Source organism: Ruegeria sp. AJ12, assembly GCF_056536245.1.
On the sequence record NZ_JBQFJJ010000001.1, the window covers coordinates 824,781 to 840,492 of the forward strand.

General features: G+C 57.5%; 20 protein-coding genes. 14 read left to right on the forward strand and 6 right to left on the reverse strand.

From position 1 onward, the window contains the following. Positions 1 to 36: 36 nt before the first annotated feature. Positions 37 to 1,230, reverse strand: coding sequence for an ADP-forming succinate--CoA ligase subunit beta (sucC, locus tag ACR3E0_RS04120; RefSeq protein WP_480476437.1), 1,194 nt, complete (start codon positions 1,228 to 1,230; stop codon positions 37 to 39). A 312-nt stretch (positions 1,231 to 1,542) separates the two neighbouring features. Then, a complete protein-coding gene (gene mdh, locus ACR3E0_RS04125; protein ID WP_480476439.1) occupies positions 1,543 to 2,505 on the reverse strand; it encodes a malate dehydrogenase in 963 nt (320 codons plus the stop codon). A 160-nt stretch (positions 2,506 to 2,665) separates the two neighbouring features. Here mdh and ACR3E0_RS04130 point away from each other — a divergent pair, with 160 nt between their 5' ends. Further along, a complete protein-coding gene (locus ACR3E0_RS04130) occupies positions 2,666 to 3,421 on the forward strand; it encodes a sulfite exporter TauE/SafE family protein (RefSeq protein WP_480476441.1) in 756 nt (251 codons plus the stop codon). A 1-nt stretch (position 3,422) separates the two neighbouring features. Here the strand turns inward: ACR3E0_RS04130 and ACR3E0_RS04135 are convergent, their stop codons facing one another. After that, a complete protein-coding gene (locus ACR3E0_RS04135) occupies positions 3,423 to 3,737 on the reverse strand; it encodes a hypothetical protein (RefSeq protein WP_480476443.1) in 315 nt (104 codons plus the stop codon). A gap of 178 nt (positions 3,738 to 3,915) precedes the next feature. Between ACR3E0_RS04135 and ACR3E0_RS04140 the strand changes: the two genes are divergently transcribed. The 13 genes from ACR3E0_RS04140 to ACR3E0_RS04200 all read left to right on the forward strand — a co-directional run bounded on the left by ACR3E0_RS04140 (position 3,916) and on the right by ACR3E0_RS04200 (position 12,512). Then, positions 3,916 to 4,773 carry an HpcH/HpaI aldolase/citrate lyase family protein gene (locus ACR3E0_RS04140; protein WP_480476445.1) on the forward strand — a complete coding sequence of 286 codons (858 nt, stop codon included), beginning with the start codon at positions 3,916 to 3,918 and terminating at the stop codon, positions 4,771 to 4,773. 7 nt (positions 4,774 to 4,780) lie between these two features. Next, positions 4,781 to 5,335, forward strand: a complete 555-nt coding sequence (locus ACR3E0_RS04145; RefSeq protein ID WP_480476447.1) for an NnrU family protein — start codon at positions 4,781 to 4,783, stop codon at positions 5,333 to 5,335. A 12-nt stretch (positions 5,336 to 5,347) separates the two neighbouring features. Next, positions 5,348 to 5,554, forward strand: coding sequence for a DUF1737 domain-containing protein (locus tag ACR3E0_RS04150; RefSeq protein ID WP_480476449.1), 207 nt, complete (start codon positions 5,348 to 5,350; stop codon positions 5,552 to 5,554). Continuing rightward, positions 5,554 to 6,582: a MaoC family dehydratase gene (locus ACR3E0_RS04155; RefSeq protein ID WP_480476451.1), complete on the forward strand. Its 1,029-nt coding sequence runs from the start codon at positions 5,554 to 5,556 to the stop codon at positions 6,580 to 6,582. The genes ACR3E0_RS04150 and ACR3E0_RS04155 overlap by 1 nt, the downstream gene beginning before the upstream one ends. Positions 6,583 to 6,725: 143 nt before the next feature. Beyond that, the gene (locus ACR3E0_RS04160; RefSeq protein WP_480476453.1) at positions 6,726 to 7,391 is read left to right on the forward strand and encodes a DUF1194 domain-containing protein; all 666 of its coding nucleotides are present in this window, start codon (positions 6,726 to 6,728) and stop codon (positions 7,389 to 7,391) included. A gap of 210 nt (positions 7,392 to 7,601) precedes the next feature. Further along, a complete protein-coding gene (gene sdhC / locus ACR3E0_RS04165; RefSeq protein ID WP_480476455.1) occupies positions 7,602 to 7,985 on the forward strand; it encodes a succinate dehydrogenase, cytochrome b556 subunit in 384 nt (127 codons plus the stop codon). 11 nt (positions 7,986 to 7,996) lie between these two features. After that, positions 7,997 to 8,368, forward strand: a complete 372-nt coding sequence (gene sdhD / locus ACR3E0_RS04170) for a succinate dehydrogenase, hydrophobic membrane anchor protein (RefSeq protein ID WP_480476457.1) — start codon at positions 7,997 to 7,999, stop codon at positions 8,366 to 8,368. A 24-nt stretch (positions 8,369 to 8,392) separates the two neighbouring features. After that, on the forward strand, positions 8,393 to 10,198 hold the full coding sequence (gene sdhA / locus ACR3E0_RS04175) for a succinate dehydrogenase flavoprotein subunit (protein ID WP_480476459.1): 1,806 nt from the start codon (positions 8,393 to 8,395) through the stop codon (positions 10,196 to 10,198). Positions 10,199 to 10,215: 17 nt separating this feature from the next. After that, the gene (locus ACR3E0_RS04180) at positions 10,216 to 10,842 is read left to right on the forward strand and encodes a sulfotransferase (RefSeq protein WP_480476461.1); all 627 of its coding nucleotides are present in this window, start codon (positions 10,216 to 10,218) and stop codon (positions 10,840 to 10,842) included. 13 nt (positions 10,843 to 10,855) lie between these two features. After that, positions 10,856 to 11,635 carry a succinate dehydrogenase iron-sulfur subunit gene (locus ACR3E0_RS04185; protein ID WP_480476463.1) on the forward strand — a complete coding sequence of 260 codons (780 nt, stop codon included), beginning with the start codon at positions 10,856 to 10,858 and terminating at the stop codon, positions 11,633 to 11,635. Between the two features lie 85 nt (positions 11,636 to 11,720). Continuing rightward, the gene (locus ACR3E0_RS04190; RefSeq protein ID WP_480476465.1) at positions 11,721 to 11,972 is read left to right on the forward strand and encodes a hypothetical protein; all 252 of its coding nucleotides are present in this window, start codon (positions 11,721 to 11,723) and stop codon (positions 11,970 to 11,972) included. A gap of 151 nt (positions 11,973 to 12,123) precedes the next feature. Beyond that, positions 12,124 to 12,264 (forward strand): hypothetical protein, encoded by a 141-nt coding sequence (locus tag ACR3E0_RS04195; RefSeq protein ID WP_480476467.1) that lies wholly within the window; start codon positions 12,124 to 12,126, stop codon positions 12,262 to 12,264. Between the two features lie 50 nt (positions 12,265 to 12,314). Beyond that, the gene (locus ACR3E0_RS04200; protein ID WP_480476469.1) at positions 12,315 to 12,512 is read left to right on the forward strand and encodes a hypothetical protein; all 198 of its coding nucleotides are present in this window, start codon (positions 12,315 to 12,317) and stop codon (positions 12,510 to 12,512) included. A gap of 33 nt (positions 12,513 to 12,545) precedes the next feature. Here ACR3E0_RS04200 and deoD read toward each other — a convergent pair whose 3' ends face one another. The 3 genes from deoD to ACR3E0_RS04215 all read right to left on the reverse strand — a co-directional run bounded on the left by deoD (position 12,546) and on the right by ACR3E0_RS04215 (position 15,688). Further along, the gene (deoD, locus tag ACR3E0_RS04205) at positions 12,546 to 13,262 is read right to left on the reverse strand and encodes a purine-nucleoside phosphorylase (RefSeq protein ID WP_480476471.1); all 717 of its coding nucleotides are present in this window, start codon (positions 13,260 to 13,262) and stop codon (positions 12,546 to 12,548) included. 18 nt (positions 13,263 to 13,280) lie between these two features. After that, a complete protein-coding gene (locus ACR3E0_RS04210; RefSeq protein ID WP_480476473.1) occupies positions 13,281 to 13,598 on the reverse strand; it encodes an H-NS histone family protein in 318 nt (105 codons plus the stop codon). Positions 13,599 to 13,720: 122 nt separating this feature from the next. Then, positions 13,721 to 15,688, reverse strand: a complete 1,968-nt coding sequence (locus ACR3E0_RS04215) for a protein meaA (RefSeq protein WP_480476475.1) — start codon at positions 15,686 to 15,688, stop codon at positions 13,721 to 13,723. Between the last annotated feature and the right edge of the window lie 24 nt (positions 15,689 to 15,712).

Below are 15,712 nucleotides of genomic sequence, written 5' to 3' on the forward strand. Positions count from 1 at the left end.
AATGCTGGCAATTGCAAACCTACTTAGCACTGGAACTTACCCCTTAACCGCCTTCACGATCTTCTCGGCACCGTCTTTCAGGTTGTCCGCCGCGATTACGTCCAGGCCAGAGGTGTTGATGATCTCTTTGCCCTTCTCGACATTCGTGCCTTCCAGACGCACGACCAGCGGAACCTGCAGGCCGACCTCTTTCACCGCGGCGACAACGCCCTCGGCGATGACATCACAGCGCATGATGCCGCCGAAGATGTTGACCAGAATGCCTTTGACCTGCGGGTCCGAGGTGATGATCTTGAACGCTTCGGTCACTTTCTCTTTGGTGGCACCGCCGCCCACGTCAAGGAAGTTGGCAGGCTCGGCCCCATACAGCTTGATGATATCCATCGTCGCCATCGCCAGACCGGCGCCGTTGACCATGCAGCCGATCTCACCATCCAGCGCGATGTAGTTCAGGTCGTATTTGGAGGCTTCCAGTTCCTTGGGGTCTTCCTCGGTCGTGTCGCGCAGCTCGGCAATATCCGGGTGGCGATAGACCGCGTTGCCATCAAAACCGACCTTGGCGTCCAGTACTTTCAGGTCGCCCTTATCCGAGACGATCAGCGGATTGATCTCCAGCATCTCCATGTCCTTCTCGACGAAGGCGGCATAGAGCTGGCTCATCAGCTTGACGCATTGCTTGACCTGCGCGCCTTCCAGTCCCAGCGAGAACGCGATGCGGCGGCCGTGATAGGGTTGATAGCCCGTTGCGGGGTCCACCGAGAAGGACAGGATTTTCTCGGGTGTCGCTGCGGCCACTTCTTCGATGTCCATGCCGCCCTCGGTCGAGCAGACAAACGAGATGCGGCTGGTCTGGCGATCCACCAGCAGCGCCAGATACAGTTCGCGCTCGATGCCCGATCCGGCTTCGATATAGATGCGATTGACCTGCTTGCCTGCTGGGCCGGTCTGATGGGTGACCAGCGTGCGGCCCAGCATCTTTTTGGCTTCTTCGGCGGCTTCTTCCACCGATTTGGTCAGACGGACACCGCCCTTTTCACCGGCATCGACCTCTTTGAACGAGCCCTTGCCGCGCCCACCCGCGTGGATTTGCGCCTTGACGACCCAAAGCGGTCCGTCCAGCTCACCAGCTGCGGTTTTGGCTTCTTCGGCGCGCAGAACGGCGCGACCGTCGGAGACCGGAGCGCCATAGCTGCGCAGAAGCGCCTTGGCTTGATATTCGTGAATGTTCATCGGAACTGTCCCGTCTGACTGCGATTAAACCGTTATAGGGGGGTCTAACGGTCAAGTTTAAAGGGTTTTTTGACAGGAGACAGGTATTTCACGAAGATTTTCAGTATTTGTGATCACAGCATTTTAGGGTGTGATCACAAAACTAGGTGCCAAGCTGTTATGATTCGAAAAACCGAGGGCTGTGCTAGAAAACACATTCAAAGAAGGCATTTGCGGCGTTGGCGCCACCATGTGCGACCAACATGATCTCCCCGCAAACGAAAAAACCGGCCCGAAAAGGGGCCGGTTTCGCAAGTCTTGGTCGTGTGTGCTTTAGGCCAGAGAACTGTCGATGCCCTTGCACGCCTCGATCAGGCCTTTGACGGCGTTGACCGAGTTGTCGAACCCGGCCTGCTCTTCTTCGTTGAGCTTGATGTCGACGATGCGCTCGATGCCGCCTGCACCGATCACGGTCGGCACACCTACATACATGCCTTCGACACCCAACTCTCCGTCGCAATAGGCGGCACAAGGCAGGACGCGTTTCTGGTCTTTCAGATAAGCTTCGGCCATTTCGATCGCCGAGGTGGCCGGCGCATAGAAGGCCGAACCGGTTTTCAGCAGGCCAACGATCTCGGCGCCGCCGTCCCGGGTGCGCTGAACGATGGCGTCCAGCTTCTCTTGTGTGGTCCAACCCATCTCGACCAGATCCGGCAGCGGGATACCGGCAACGGTCGAGTAGCGAACCGAAGGCACCATCGTGTCGCCGTGGCCGCCCAGTACAAAGGCGGTGACGTCGCGCATGGACACGTTGAACTCTTCCGACAGGAAATGCGCAAAACGGCCCGAGTCCAAAACACCCGCCATACCGCAGACCTTGTTATGCGGCAGGCCCGAGAATTCACGCAGGGCCCAGACCATCGCGTCCAGCGGGTTGGTGATGCAGATGACAAACGCGTCGGGCGCATTGGCGGCGATGCCCTCGCCGACCGATTTCATGACTTTCAGGTTGATGCCCAGCAGGTCGTCGCGGCTCATGCCCGGTTTGCGGGGCACGCCGGCGGTCACGATGCAGACGTCGGCGCCTGCGATGTCCTCGTAGGACTGGGTGCCCTTCAGCTTGGCGTCAAACCCTTCGGAGGGACCGGATTCGGCGATATCCAGTGCCTTGCCTTCCGGCGTGCCCTCGGCGATGTCGAACAGGACGACGTCACCAAGTTCCTTCATTGCTGCGAGGTGGGCGAGCGTGCCGCCGATCTGACCTGCGCCGATCAGCGCGATCTTGGGTCTGGCCATTTGGAATATCTCCGGTGGGTTTTGAAATCGCGGTTGTGCTAGTCGTTAATACGGCGTCGCGCAAGGGCCGAGCCACGCGGCATGCGACCGCATACAGATTGCATGTGATCACTTGATTGCGCTAAACCGCTTTTGAAACAAGCTGTTTCGGGGCCACCGCATGTTCGAACTGAACCTGATGTTTTTTGCCGTGGCGATCCCGGCGGTGATCTTCGCAGGCATTTCGAAAGGCGGGTTTGGGTCGGGCGTGGCGTTTGCGTCTTCGTCGATTCTGGCCCTGATCCTGGAACCGGCGCAGGCGGTCGCCCTGATGCTGCCGATCCTGATGATCATCGATTTTGCAACTCTTGGTCCCTACTGGAAGCGGTGGAGCTGGCCGGATTCTCGCTTGCTGATGGCAGGGGCCATCCCGGGCGTCTTGCTGGGATTGTGGCTGTTTCGCGTGACAAACGATGACATTCTGCGCCTGTTAATTGGGGGAATCTCGGTCGGGTTTGTTGTATGGCATGTTGGGCAGTCCCGAGGGTGGCTGCGGGCGGCGAGCAACCGTCTGCCGCCGTCGGCCGGTGTGTTCGCGGGATTGGTCGCGGGCTTCACCAGTTTTGTCAGCCACGCGGGGGGGCCACCCGCCGCCGTCTACCTGCTGTCCCAGCGCCTGTCGAAAACCGAGTTTCAGGCCACTACGGTTCTTGTGTTCTGGGTGATCAATATCGCCAAATTTGTGCCTTACGCCTATCTTGGCCTTTTCACGCTGCAAACAGCCTGGGCAAATCTGCTGCTGGCTCCGTTTGCGCTGTTAGGTGCCTGGCTCGGCGTTCGGGCACATTTCATGCTGTCCGAACGCGTGTTCTTTGGCATTGCTTACGTCCTGCTGACCATCACCGGTACGAAGCTGATCTGGGATGCATTGACCTGAATCAGGCGTCTTCGCCGCGCGGCGGCAGTCCTTCGACAAGAGTCTCGTAGGATTGCCCGCTTGCAACCAGACATGTCACGCCATCAGCCAAGGTTACGGTGATTGTCCAGCTTCCGGTTTCGTCCGATGCAAACACCTCCATGACCGCGCCTTGTCGCGCAATTCCCATGCCTTTGCGTGTCTCGCCATAAGTGCTGGCAAGCCGCTCAATCACATCGGCGCGTGGCGCGCAATTGCGTGATTGTGCCTGTACCTGTTGCGCAGCAAGAACCACGATGGACAACCCCATAGTCATTTTGAACAATGTCTTCTTCATCTCCGGCCCCTTTTGTCACCTGAGTTTGAAAGCTTGCCCAGCGGGTCCCGACATTCGGTTAAAACAACGCACGTTGCGCCGCCGTTGCTGATGATGCTGCAGCGCGGCGATTTTGCGCTTGAACTTTCGCGAAAAAAATGCCCCATTCCGCGCAACAATATTTCTTTCGGAGATGCAAATGGATCCGCGTCAACGCCCGTATCGTTCGGTTCTGTACATTCCCGGCTCGAAAGAGCGGGCGCTGGACAAGGCGCGCACGCTGCCGGTTGATGCGATCATTTTTGATCTGGAAGACGCCGTGGCTGCAGAGGAAAAGATGAATGCCCGTGAGACGCTGAAGGCCGCGCTGGCAACAGGCGGTTATGGCGCGCGGGTCAAGATCGTGCGCATCAACGGGCTGGACACGGAATGGGGTCGGGCCGATGCCGAGGCGGTGCGCAAGATGGATGCCGATGTCGTTCTGCTGCCCAAGGTGAACGCCGCTGCCGATGTCGACGCGCTGGCCGCGATCACCGGAGACCTGCCGATCTGGGCCATGATGGAAACCCCGCGCGGTATGTTGAATGCTGTCGAAATCGCGGCGCACACATTGTTGGCTGGTTTTGTGATGGGCACCAATGATCTGGCCAAGGAACTGCAAACCCGTTTTCGGCCTGACCGCCTGCCGATGATGACCTCCTTGGGACTGTGCCTGCTGGCCGCCAAAGCCGAGGGTTTGATCATCATTGATGGCGTTTACAATGCGTTCAAAGATGCCGAGGGTCTGGCCACCGAATGCGCGCAAGGTCGCGATATGGGGTTTGACGGTAAGACCCTGATCCATCCGGCTCAAGTCGACATCGCCAACACGGCCTTCGCGCCCTCGGAGGATGAGGTTGATCTGGCCCGGCGACAGATCGCCGCGTTTGAAGAGACAGAAGCACTGGGGCAAGGCGTTGCGGTGGTCGATGGCAAGATTGTCGAGAACCTGCACGTTGTAACTGCCCGCGAAATTCTGGCAAAAGCAGAGGCAATAGTAGCTTTGCAAGCGGGGTAGGCCAGCAATGGGCTTTGTTCTTCTGATCCTTGGTGTGGCACTTTGGTGGGCCGCACATTTCTTCAAGCGGCTGATGCCCGAACAGAGGGCCGAGATGGGCAACGCGGGCAAAGGCGTTGTCGCCCTGGCGCTGGTTGTGTCCATCCTGTTGATGATCTTCGGATACCGGATGACGGATTTCATCTATGTCTGGGCGCCGCCGTCGTTCATGATCCACATTAACAACCTGCTGGTGCTGATCGGGGTCTTCATGATGAGCCCCGCGGGAGCCAAGGGGCGTCTTCTGAACAAGATGCGGCACCCGATGCTGGCGGGGTTTAAGCTTTGGGCTTTTGCTCACCTGCTGGTCAATGGGGATCTGGCCACGATCGTATTGTTCGGAGGGTTGCTGGCCTGGGCCGTCGCAGAAGTCATCGTCATCAACCGGTCCGAGCCCGAATGGACCCCGGGGGAACCCGGCACCTACGGCAAAGACGCGATGTTCTTTGTCGCCTCAATTGTGCTGCTGGGTATCATCGGGTACATTCACGGGCTGGTCGGTCCGTCACCGTTCCCGTCGTAAGGAGCTGATTTCATGGCGAAACTCTATCGTCTGTTGACCGAGGTCGACACATCGGCGTTTTGCCACAAAGTCTCTGACGCGCTGGCCAAGGGGTGGGAACTGCATGGCTCTCCCTCTTACGCCTTTGATCCGGCGTCCAACGTGATGCGCTGCGCGCAGGCGGTGACCAAGGAGATCGAAGGCGACTATTCCCCTGACATGCAACTGGGACAGCAATAATGGTCAAAACCAATCCAGGCCGCTTCTTCGAGGATTACCACGTCGGACAGGTTCTGCATCACGCGGTCCCGCGTACCGTAACGGTGGGTGAGCGCGCGCTCTATCACGCGCTGTACCCAGCCCGCCATGCGCTCTATTCCTCGGATGAGTTCGCCCGGAACTGCGGATTGCCGCAAAGTCCGATTGACGATCTGGCGGCATTTCACGTGGTCTTTGGCAAGACGGTTCCCGATATTTCGCTGAACGCAGTCGCCAATCTGGGTTATGCCGAGGGGCGATGGCTGCTGCCGGTCTATCCCGGCGACACATTGCGATCAGAGTCCGAAGTGATTGGCCTCAAGCAGAACTCGAACGGCAAGACCGGGGTAGTGTGGGTCCGCACACGCGGGTTGAACCAGCGCGACGAGGTGATCATCGAATATGTCCGTTGGGTGATGGTGCGCAAATCGAACCTCGACGCCCCCGCGCCCGAGACTGTTGTGCCCGAGTTGAAAAATGTGCTCGATCCGAAGGATCTGGTGGTGCCGCAGGGCCTCGATTTTTCGAAATACGATTTTGGGCAATCCGGAGACTCCCATCGCTGGGATGCGTACAAAACGGGAGAAATGATTGATCACGTCGACGGCGTGACGATTGAAGAGGCCGAACATATGCTGGCGACCCGTCTCTGGCAGAACACCGCCAAGGTGCATTTCGATCTCACCTTCCGGCCGGAGGGGCGGCTCATCTATGGCGGGCATGTGATCTCGATGGCGCGTGCCCTGTCGTTCAACGGTCTGGCCAATGCACAGATGATTGTGGGCCTCAACGGGGGTGCGCATGCCAACCCCTGTTTCGCAGGCGATACGATCAAAGCCTGGTCCGAGGTTTTGGATAAGGCAGAGACCGGTGTCTCCGGCATTGGAGCGTTGCGCCTGCGTCTGGTGGCGACCAAGAGCGGGGCGCCGTTTGAGCTCAGAGGCGAAGATGGAAAGTACCTGCCGGGCGTTTTGCTGGACCTTGATATCTGGGCCCTTGTCCCAATGTAGAGACCGGGTGGGGTAAGGCGCATGATGTTGAAGCGTCATGCGGTCAGCATGTTGCTGACAGCTCCCAAGATCGCTGCGCATCGGAAATTGCACCCTGATAAGAAATTGAATTGAAGCATCGGCAGATGTGCTAGATTTGAGGCATGCAGTTCTTGCGTGCGGCAGCTTTTGCATCTTTTCTGGCAACCCCGACCGTCGCCTGCGACTTGGCTTTGGCTTTGGCCGTGGACGTTTCGGGATCGGTGGATTCCAAAGAATACAGGATTCAGATGGATGGGCTCGCGACAGGGCTGCGCGATCCGGTTGTGTCCGAGGCCTTGGTGCGCGGTCAGGCGCAATTGATGCTGGTTCAGTGGACAGGCGCTTCACGCCAGAGGATCACCATTCCCTGGACCCGCATCGACAGTTTCGACGCGCTTGACGGGTTCGCGGACAAGGTGGCTGCCGATCCCCGGGTCTGGCGCAATTTCTCTACGGCAATCGGCGAGGCACTGGAATCCACATTGGCCAGTTTCGAAACTGTTTCGGATTGCAGCCGCTTGCTTATCGACATCTCAGGCGACGGAATCTCGAACGAAGGGGTCGAGCCAGCGCAGGTACATGCCCTCTTGCGCAATCGCGGTGTCACGGTGAACGCGATTGCGATTGAAGAAAGCGAGCCGGATCTGACGGCCTATTTCTTTGAGAATGTCATTGTAGGAGAGGGCGCCTTTGTTGTTTCGGCGGCAGGGTTTGACGACTACCCCGAGCGGATTCGAAAAAAGCTGTTGCGTGAGGTCACACAGCAAACAGCTGGATTGGAGAGATAATCCGAGATTCGTGATCACATTGCTTTGGCATTGAAATCGCTAACATTGAAGCCGCTGAATACATTATGTGATCACACGAATAATTCTTGTGATCACATAACGTGACAATCCGGTGGTTTGCGGCCGAATTGAGCATTTTTGCACTTGCAGCACGTGACAGTGAGGCAAAAAACAGTAAAACCTACGGTAGCCAACCGAAAAGGAGCCGCCATGGCAGATGTCAATCGGGGCAGTCGCCCGCTATCGCCGCATCTGACGATCTATCGTCCGCAAATGACGTCGGTGTCTTCGATCCTGGTACGTATCACCGGCATCGCAACGCTCATGGTGTCCGGCCTGATCGTATGGTGGCTGCTGGCCGCGGCAACATCGGAAAGCGCATTCAGTTTCATTGATGGATTGATGCGGAGCTTCCTGGGCGATCTGGTTATGTTCGCGGCTGCCTGGGCGCTTTATTACCATATGCTCGGTCGGTTGCGGCATGTGATCTGGGACCTGGGATATTGTCTGGACGTACCGATATCCGAAAAGCTGGGTGTGGGGATGTTCGTGCTGGCGACTGTTCTGGCCGTCGTGACGGCGTTGGTGGCATAAGGATAAAGGCTATGCACTATCTCACTGATCGAAAGCGCGCAGAAGGTACCGGAGCAGGACGTGGCGGCACGCATCACCATTGGCAAATGATGGCAAGCTCCACTGCATTGGTTTTTCTGGTGCCGCTATTTGTGATCACTTTTGCAATCGGACTTGGCGGAACCTACGAAGAGGTGCTCGCCTACTACAGCCGTCCCTTTCCGGCCATTGTGACAGCTCTGACACTGGTATTCGTGACGCTGCATCTGATGCGAGAGGCCCAGGTCGCCGTTGAGGACTATGTGCATGGCGTCGCTGAAAAACTGACCCTCATGGCCGTGTCAGCCTTTGCATACACGGTGATCGCAGTCGGGCTTTTCGCGCTCGTCAGGCTCGCGCTGTAGTGTGTGCGGTAAGGATTTAGAACGATGACAGCATATGAATATGAAACCCACGAATATGATGTCGTGGTGGTTGGCGCCGGCGGCGCAGGATTGCGCGCAACCTTGGGCATGGCCGAACAGGGATTGCGGACCGCATGCGTGACCAAGGTGTTCCCGACCCGGTCCCACACGGTCGCGGCGCAGGGTGGAATCGCGGCATCCTTGTCCAATATGGGACCGGACCACTGGCAATGGCATATGTACGACACCGTCAAAGGGTCGGACTGGTTGGGTGATACGGACGCAATGGAGTACCTCGCGCGTGAAGCCCCCAAGGCTGTGTACGAGCTCGAACATTATGGCGTGCCGTTCAGCCGGACCGAAGAAGGCAAGATCTACCAGCGCCCCTTTGGAGGTCACACGACCGAGTTCGGCGAAGGCCCCGCTGTGCAGCGCACCTGTGCTGCCGCCGACAGAACCGGCCACGCCATCCTGCACACGCTTTATGGTCAGTCGCTGAAGAACAACGCCGAGTTCTACATCGAATACTTCGCCATCGACCTGATCATGTCCGACGACGGTCAATGTCAGGGTGTCGTGTGCTGGAAGCTCGATGACGGCACGATGCATGTTTTCAACGCCAAGATGGTGGTATTGGCGACAGGCGGGTATGGCCGGGCCTATTTCAGCGCCACGTCGGCCCATACCTGCACCGGTGACGGTGGCGGTATGGTTGCACGCGCCGGGCTGCCATTGCAGGACATGGAATTCGTGCAATTCCACCCGACTGGCATCTACGGCTCTGGCTGTCTGATTACCGAAGGCGCCCGCGGGGAAGGCGGGTATCTGACAAACGCCGAGGGCGAGCGTTTTATGGAGCGTTATGCGCCTCAGTACAAAGACCTCGCCCCGCGCGACTATGTCTCACGCTCGATGACAATGGAAATCCGCGAGGGGCGCGGCCATGGCGATGAAGGTGATCACATTCACCTGAACCTGAGCCACCTCCCGGCGGAAGCACTGGCGGAACGCCTGCCGGGGATTTCGGAGTCGGCGCGTGTTTTCGCTGGGGTCGACGTGACCAAAGAACCGATCCCGGTTTTGCCGACTGTGCATTACAACATGGGTGGTATTCCAACGAACTATTGGGGTGAGGTTCTGAACCCCACCGCAGACAATCCGACCGCCGTCGTTCCGGGCCTGATGGCCGTGGGCGAAGCCGGGTGTGCGTCCGTTCACGGGGCCAACCGGCTGGGCTCGAACTCGCTGATCGACCTCGTTGTATTTGGTCGGGCCGCTGCAATCCGGGCCGGCAAGGTTGTGGACGCGGATGCGCCGAACCCTGTGCTGAATCAGGCCTCCGTCGACAAGGCCTTTGACAGGTTCGATGCGGTGCGCAACGCAAGCGGATCGGTTCCGACGGCTGACCTGCGGCTTGAGATGCAGAAAACCATGCAGGAAGACGCGGCCGTGTTCCGGACTGCCAAGACGATGGCCGCGGGCGTTGAAAAGATGACGGCGATTGCGGCCAAGATGGAGGATATACAGGTGACAGACCGATCGCTCGTGTGGAACAGCGATCTGATGGAAACGCTGGAACTGACCAACCTGATGCCAAACGCGCTGGCGACAATTGTCGGCGCCGAGGCCCGCAAGGAATCCCGCGGTGCCCACGCGCATGAAGACTTTGCCGAGCGCGATGACGAGAACTGGCGCGTACACACGGTGTCCCGGATTGACGGCACCAAGGTCGATCTCAGCTATCGCCCCGTGATCATTGATCCGCTGACTCAGGAAAGCGATGGCGGCATCAGTCTCAAGAAAATTGCGCCCAAGGCGCGCACATTCTGACACGCGGTGAACGGACAATGACGGTCGAGGCACTGCATCGGGGACAAAGCGATCCAAAGATCATTCTGATCGGTTTGAACCGGTGTGCCACGACGTCATTTCACAAACTGTTTCAGAAGAGCGGGATTCCGTCCGTGCACTGGCTGGATGACGAAGGTGCCAACGTTGCCCAACAGATGGTGACAAACATCTCAATGGGCCGCAAACCACTGGACGGGTTCGGCGGGATACGGGCCTTTGCGGACATCGCGTTCGTCAACGCGCGCTTCATGTTGGATGGCGCGCGGTTCTTTCGCGAGTTACATGCTGCGTATCCCGATGCGTACTTTTTGTTCAATACGCGAAACCGGGAAGACTGGATTGCGTCGCGGGCGCGCCACTCTGGCGGCGGCTACCTTGCAAAGTGCTGCAAGGCTAATGGGCTACCGGAAGCCGCTGTCAAACGGGGATGGGCGTACATGTACGATGTGCACCATGCCGAAGTCGCTGCGTTTTTTGACCGCTCCGCACGGTACTTGCGGTTTGATATCGACACAGACGACCCGCAGACCGTTGCAGAATGGCTGTCACCGGATTTTGACGTGAACACGGCCCACTGGGGCCACTATAATCGAGGCGCGACCGAGCGCGCCAATACAGGCTGAATGGAGATTTGACATGGTTCAACTGACCCTGCCCAAGAATTCCCGGATCACCACCGGAAAAACCTGGCCCAAGCCAGAGGGCGCCAGCAATTTGCGCAAGTTCCGGATTTATCGCTGGAACCCGGATGACGGACAGAACCCGCGTGTCGATACGTATTTCGTCGATATGGATACCTGCGGCCCGATGGTTCTGGACGCGCTGATCAAGATCAAGAATGAGATCGACCCGACCCTGACGTTCCGCAGGTCCTGCCGCGAGGGGATTTGCGGCTCCTGTGCGATGAATATCAACGGGATCAACACGCTGGCCTGCATTTATGGCATGGATGAGATCAAGGGCGATGTGAAAATCTACCCGCTGCCGCACATGGCGGTGGTCAAGGATCTGATTCCCGACCTGACCCATTTTTACGCTCAGCATGCAAGCATCATGCCGTGGCTGGAAACCAAGACCAACCGTCCGGCAAAGGAATGGAAGCAGTCGATCGAAGACCGCAAGAAGCTGGACGGCCTTTATGAGTGCGTGATGTGCGCCAGCTGCTCGACCGCTTGCCCGTCGTACTGGTGGAATGGTGACCGCTACCTTGGTCCGGCAGCTTTGCTGCACGCCTATCGCTGGATCATCGACAGCAGGGATGAGGCTACGGGCGAACGTCTGGATGAGCTTGAGGATCCCTTCAAGCTCTATCGCTGCCACACCATTATGAACTGTGCCAAGACCTGCCCGAAGGGCTTGAATCCGGCCAAGGCAATTGCAGAAATCAAGAAGATGATGGTCGAACGTGCAGTTTGATCACAGTTAAAAATAACCAAGCCCGGGGTGGAAACGCCTCGGGGTTTTTCGTGTTATGCGGGTATTGAAACATCGGAGAACATCAATGACCCAATCACTGGTTATAGCTTTGTCGCTTGCTGCGATCACCGTTCTTTCAGCGTGCGGTGGATCGTCAGGTAGCAGTCGGGCGGACCTTGTTTTTAAACAGGTGGATTGCGCTAACCAGGCGGGAATTGCCGGTTCCTTTACAACGCAATACGCCCTTAAGGATGGCAAGCAAACAGAAGTGTTCGTTCCCGGTGATGGCGTTAGCGAAGACCAGGCAGCCAAAGCGAACGCATGTATGGCCGCATAGCTTGAACAAATGTAGAAGGCTGGCGGTTCCAGCCGTCGGCCTTTCATGCGTTTTGAGCATACCGAGGCTGCAATAAAGCCTAGTGAAATTACGGGCTTGCCCGCCTATATTGCGCTGGGGAGGAGCAATTAGGCTAGAACTGGGTTTTCCAATGGACAAGAACAACATCAAACCACAGGCGGACAAGGCACTAGAGTTATTGGAACAAGCTTGGGCTTACTACACACCCGAGCCTGCTGCGCCTGCGAAAGAAGATACGCCGGAACTGTTTGAATACGCCAACGCAGCCTGACCGGCCTGCACAGGCTTGAAATCTCCGACTCCATCGGCAATGCAATAAACATGCCCATTCTTCTGCTTATTCTGGCCGCCGGAGTTTTTGCCTATTTCGTGTGGCGTGCACGGTCTTCTTCCCTGACGCGGGATTGCCGGTGGCGGCTGCATCGGAAAGAAGGGGTCTGGATTTGTGCGTTTTGCGGTGCGCAGGAGGAAGGGGCCGAGAGCCCGACGCAATGTTTGCGTGAAAAGCCCGACCAGTAGGCAACGGGCAGGGCACACCCTGCCCGACCTGTGTTATGCGGCCTCGGGAAAGGCCGCCTGTAGTGCGATCTCGACCATTTCGCCAAAGCTCTGTTCGCGTTCCGAAGAGGGCAATGCCTCGCCTGTCAGCAAATGGTCAGACACGGTAAGCACAGCCAGCGCCCGGCACTTGTGGCGTGCCGCCAGAATGTAAAGCTCGGCGGCTTCCATTTCGACACCCAGAACACCATGCCGAACCATCTGTTCATTCAGGTCGGGGCGTTCGTCATAAAAGACGTCAGACGAATAAATCCCGCCGATATGTGTTGGCGGCGTGTCCTTTGCCGCAGCTGCTTGGGCGGCAGCGTGCAACAGGCCCCAGTCGGCGCAGGGGGCAAAATTCAGCTCTTTCATGATACCGCGCGAAGGCGTGCTGAGCGTGGTGGATGTCATGGCCAGAATAACGTCCCGGACCTTGATACTCTCCTGCATCCCGCCGCATGATCCAATCCGGATCAGGGTTTTTGCACCATAATCGCGGATCAGTTCATTCACGTAAATTGAAAGAGACGGCATTCCCATGCCGCTGCCCTGAATTGTTACCGGGTTTCCTTTCCAGGTGCCGGTGAACCCAAGCATTCCCCGGACTTTATTGACTTGCCTTACGTCTTGCAAAAACGTTTCAGCTGCCCATTTCGCGCGATAGGGATCTCCGGGCAAAAGAACGGTTTCTGCAATTTCGCCTTTTTCCGCGCCAATATGAATTGTCATTTTGAGACAACTTCCAATTCAGATTTCCAGTTCGGAAATATCCGCGCCGGCTTTCAAGGCATCATGCAGCCATTGCGGCTTGCGACCACGACCTGTCCAGGTTTGCTCGGGTTCAGCCGGGTTGCGGTATTTTGCCTTTGCTTTCTTGCCTTTTGTGGCGCGAGGCGCATCGCCGGACAACTCAGACAATGAGAAGCCAAATTCCGCTGCTGCTTTCTCAGCGGCCTTTAACGCTTCTTGACGTTCTCTTTTTTCTGCATTGATGAGAGCATTTTCAACATCGGTACGCAATTTCAGCAGTTCTTTGCGCGACATCTTTTCGAGGTTGTTCCCCATTCTTTTTCTCCGTGAGCGGTTATTGATGGTGTATTGGCGCGCACCCTAATTCCGGATGACAGAATAATCTATCCCCAATGTAGAGGGGATAGATACGGGGAAATTTTCAAGCGAAGTGACTGTTATTCTGCCGCGAGATTTTGCGGGTCTACCAGAGTGACGATGTCACCCATGATGGCATTCAGTTCAAAATTCTTCGGCGTGTAGACCTTGGATACGCCCATGGATTTTAGCTTTTCCGCATCCTCATCCGGGATGATGCCACCCACGATAACGGGAATGTGGCCTAGACCTTCGCGGCGCAAACGCGCCATCACGTCCTCGACCAGCGGCAGGTGGCTGCCGGACAGGATCGACAATCCGATGACATGGGCGTCATCTTTGATCGCCGCCGTCACGATCTCTTCCGGTGTCAGGCGGATACCATCGTAGCTGATGTCCATGCCGCAGTCCCGCGCCCGGAAGGCGATCTGTTCCGCACCGTTTGAATGGCCATCGAGGCCTGGCTTGCCAACCAGGAACTTGAGGCGCCGCCCCAACTTGTCACTGACCGCGTCTACAGCGGCGCGAAGGTCCTCAAGCCCTTCGGTCTTGTTCGAGACCGAGCCCGAGACACCCGTTGGCCCCCGGTAGGTGCCATAGACCTTTCGCATTTCTTCAGCCCATTCGCCGGTTGTCACGCCCGCCTTGGCCGCTGCAATGGATGGTTCCATCACGTTGGAACCTGATTTTGCGGCCTCGCGCAACGCGGCCAATGCTTCGGCAACCGCAACGTTATCCCTTTCAGAACGCCAGTCGTGAAGGCGATCGATCTGTTCCTGCTCGACGGCAGGATCGACAACCATGATGCCGCCATCCTCGGTCTGGAGCGGCGAGGGTTCTCCTTCGGTCCATTTGTTCACGCCCACTACGACGGTTTCGTTCCGTTCAATCCGGTTCAGGCGTTCCGCGTTGGAATCGACCAGACGAGACTTCATGTACTCAATCGACGCCACTGCTCCGCCCATCGCGTCCAGATTGGCAAGTTCGGCGCGGGCGCCTTCTTTCAGCTCCTCGACCTTGGTATCTACGGCCGGGTTGCCATCAAACAGGTCGCCAAACTCCAGAAGGTCGGTCTCGTACGCCAGAATTTGTTGCATCCGCATGGACCATTGTTGATCCCATGGACGCGGCAACCCAAGGGCTTCGTTCCAGGCAGGCAACTGCACCGCACGGGCCCGAGCCTTTTTCGACAAGGTAACGGCGAGCATCTCGATCAGGATGCGGTAAACATTGTTTTCCGGCTGCTGCTCGGTCAGACCCAGCGAGTTGACCTGAACGCCATACCGGAACCGACGGAACTTCGGGTCTTCGACGCCGTATCTTTGTTGCAAAATTTCGTCCCAAAGGTCGACGAAAGCGCGCATTTTGCACATTTCGGTAACAAACCGGATTCCGGCATTCACAAAAAACGAAATGCGCCCGCATACGGCCGGGAAATCTTTGGCCGGCACCCTTGGGCGCAACTCGTCCAGAACCGCGATTGCAGTGGCCAGAGCGTAAGCCAGCTCCTGCTCGGGTGTCGCGCCCGCTTCCTGCAAGTGGTAGGAACACACATTCATCGGGTTCCACTTGGGTACGTTCGTATAACAGTACTCCGCCACATCCGCGATCATCTTGAGGGATGGTTTCGGCGGGCAGACATAGGTACCGCGGCTCAGGTATTCCTTGATCAGGTCGTTCTGCACCGTGCCCTGCAGCTTGGACACATCCGCGCCTTGCTCCTCGGCAACAGCGATGTAAAGGGCCAGCAGCCAGGGGGCGGTGGCATTGATCGTCATCGAGGTGTTCATCTGCTCGAGCGGGATCTGATCAAACAGGACCCGCATATCGCCCAGATGACAGACAGGCACGCCGACTTTGCCAACCTCACCGCGCGCAAGCGTATGGTCACTGTCGTACCCGGTTTGCGTCGGCAGATCGAAAGCCACAGACAACCCGGTCTGACCTTTCGCAAGGTTGCCACGATACAGCGCGTTCGAGGCCTTGGCTGTAGAATGACCGGCATAGGTTCTGATCAGCCAGGGGCGATCTTTCTGCATCTGCGTCATGGGTGAGCCTCGCATATCGATGAG

Coding starts and splice junctions, on each gene's coding strand:
- ACR3E0_RS04160 (WP_480476453.1), top strand. CDS start 6,726: ATGCAGTTCTTGCGTGCGGCAGCTTTTGCATCTTTTCTGGCAACCCCG.
- sucC (WP_480476437.1), bottom strand. CDS start 1,230: ATGAACATTCACGAATATCAAGCCAAGGCGCTTCTGCGCAGCTATGGC.
- deoD (WP_480476471.1), bottom strand. CDS start 13,262: ATGACAATTCATATTGGCGCGGAAAAAGGCGAAATTGCAGAAACCGTT.
- ACR3E0_RS04150 (WP_480476449.1), top strand. CDS start 5,348: ATGGCGAAACTCTATCGTCTGTTGACCGAGGTCGACACATCGGCGTTT.
- ACR3E0_RS04155 (WP_480476451.1), top strand. CDS start 5,554: ATGGTCAAAACCAATCCAGGCCGCTTCTTCGAGGATTACCACGTCGGA.
- sdhD (WP_480476457.1), top strand. CDS start 7,997: ATGCACTATCTCACTGATCGAAAGCGCGCAGAAGGTACCGGAGCAGGA.
- ACR3E0_RS04195 (WP_480476467.1), top strand. CDS start 12,124: ATGGACAAGAACAACATCAAACCACAGGCGGACAAGGCACTAGAGTTA.
- ACR3E0_RS04140 (WP_480476445.1), top strand. CDS start 3,916: ATGGATCCGCGTCAACGCCCGTATCGTTCGGTTCTGTACATTCCCGGC.
- mdh (WP_480476439.1), bottom strand. CDS start 2,505: ATGGCCAGACCCAAGATCGCGCTGATCGGCGCAGGTCAGATCGGCGGC.
- ACR3E0_RS04190 (WP_480476465.1), top strand. CDS start 11,721: ATGACCCAATCACTGGTTATAGCTTTGTCGCTTGCTGCGATCACCGTT.
- ACR3E0_RS04130 (WP_480476441.1), top strand. CDS start 2,666: ATGTTCGAACTGAACCTGATGTTTTTTGCCGTGGCGATCCCGGCGGTG.
- sdhC (WP_480476455.1), top strand. CDS start 7,602: ATGGCAGATGTCAATCGGGGCAGTCGCCCGCTATCGCCGCATCTGACG.
- ACR3E0_RS04180 (WP_480476461.1), top strand. CDS start 10,216: ATGACGGTCGAGGCACTGCATCGGGGACAAAGCGATCCAAAGATCATT.
- sdhA (WP_480476459.1), top strand. CDS start 8,393: ATGACAGCATATGAATATGAAACCCACGAATATGATGTCGTGGTGGTT.
- ACR3E0_RS04185 (WP_480476463.1), top strand. CDS start 10,856: ATGGTTCAACTGACCCTGCCCAAGAATTCCCGGATCACCACCGGAAAA.
- ACR3E0_RS04145 (WP_480476447.1), top strand. CDS start 4,781: ATGGGCTTTGTTCTTCTGATCCTTGGTGTGGCACTTTGGTGGGCCGCA.
- ACR3E0_RS04135 (WP_480476443.1), bottom strand. CDS start 3,737: ATGAAGAAGACATTGTTCAAAATGACTATGGGGTTGTCCATCGTGGTT.
- ACR3E0_RS04215 (WP_480476475.1), bottom strand. CDS start 15,688: ATGACGCAGATGCAGAAAGATCGCCCCTGGCTGATCAGAACCTATGCC.
- ACR3E0_RS04200 (WP_480476469.1), top strand. CDS start 12,315: ATGCCCATTCTTCTGCTTATTCTGGCCGCCGGAGTTTTTGCCTATTTC.
- ACR3E0_RS04210 (WP_480476473.1), bottom strand. CDS start 13,598: ATGGGGAACAACCTCGAAAAGATGTCGCGCAAAGAACTGCTGAAATTG.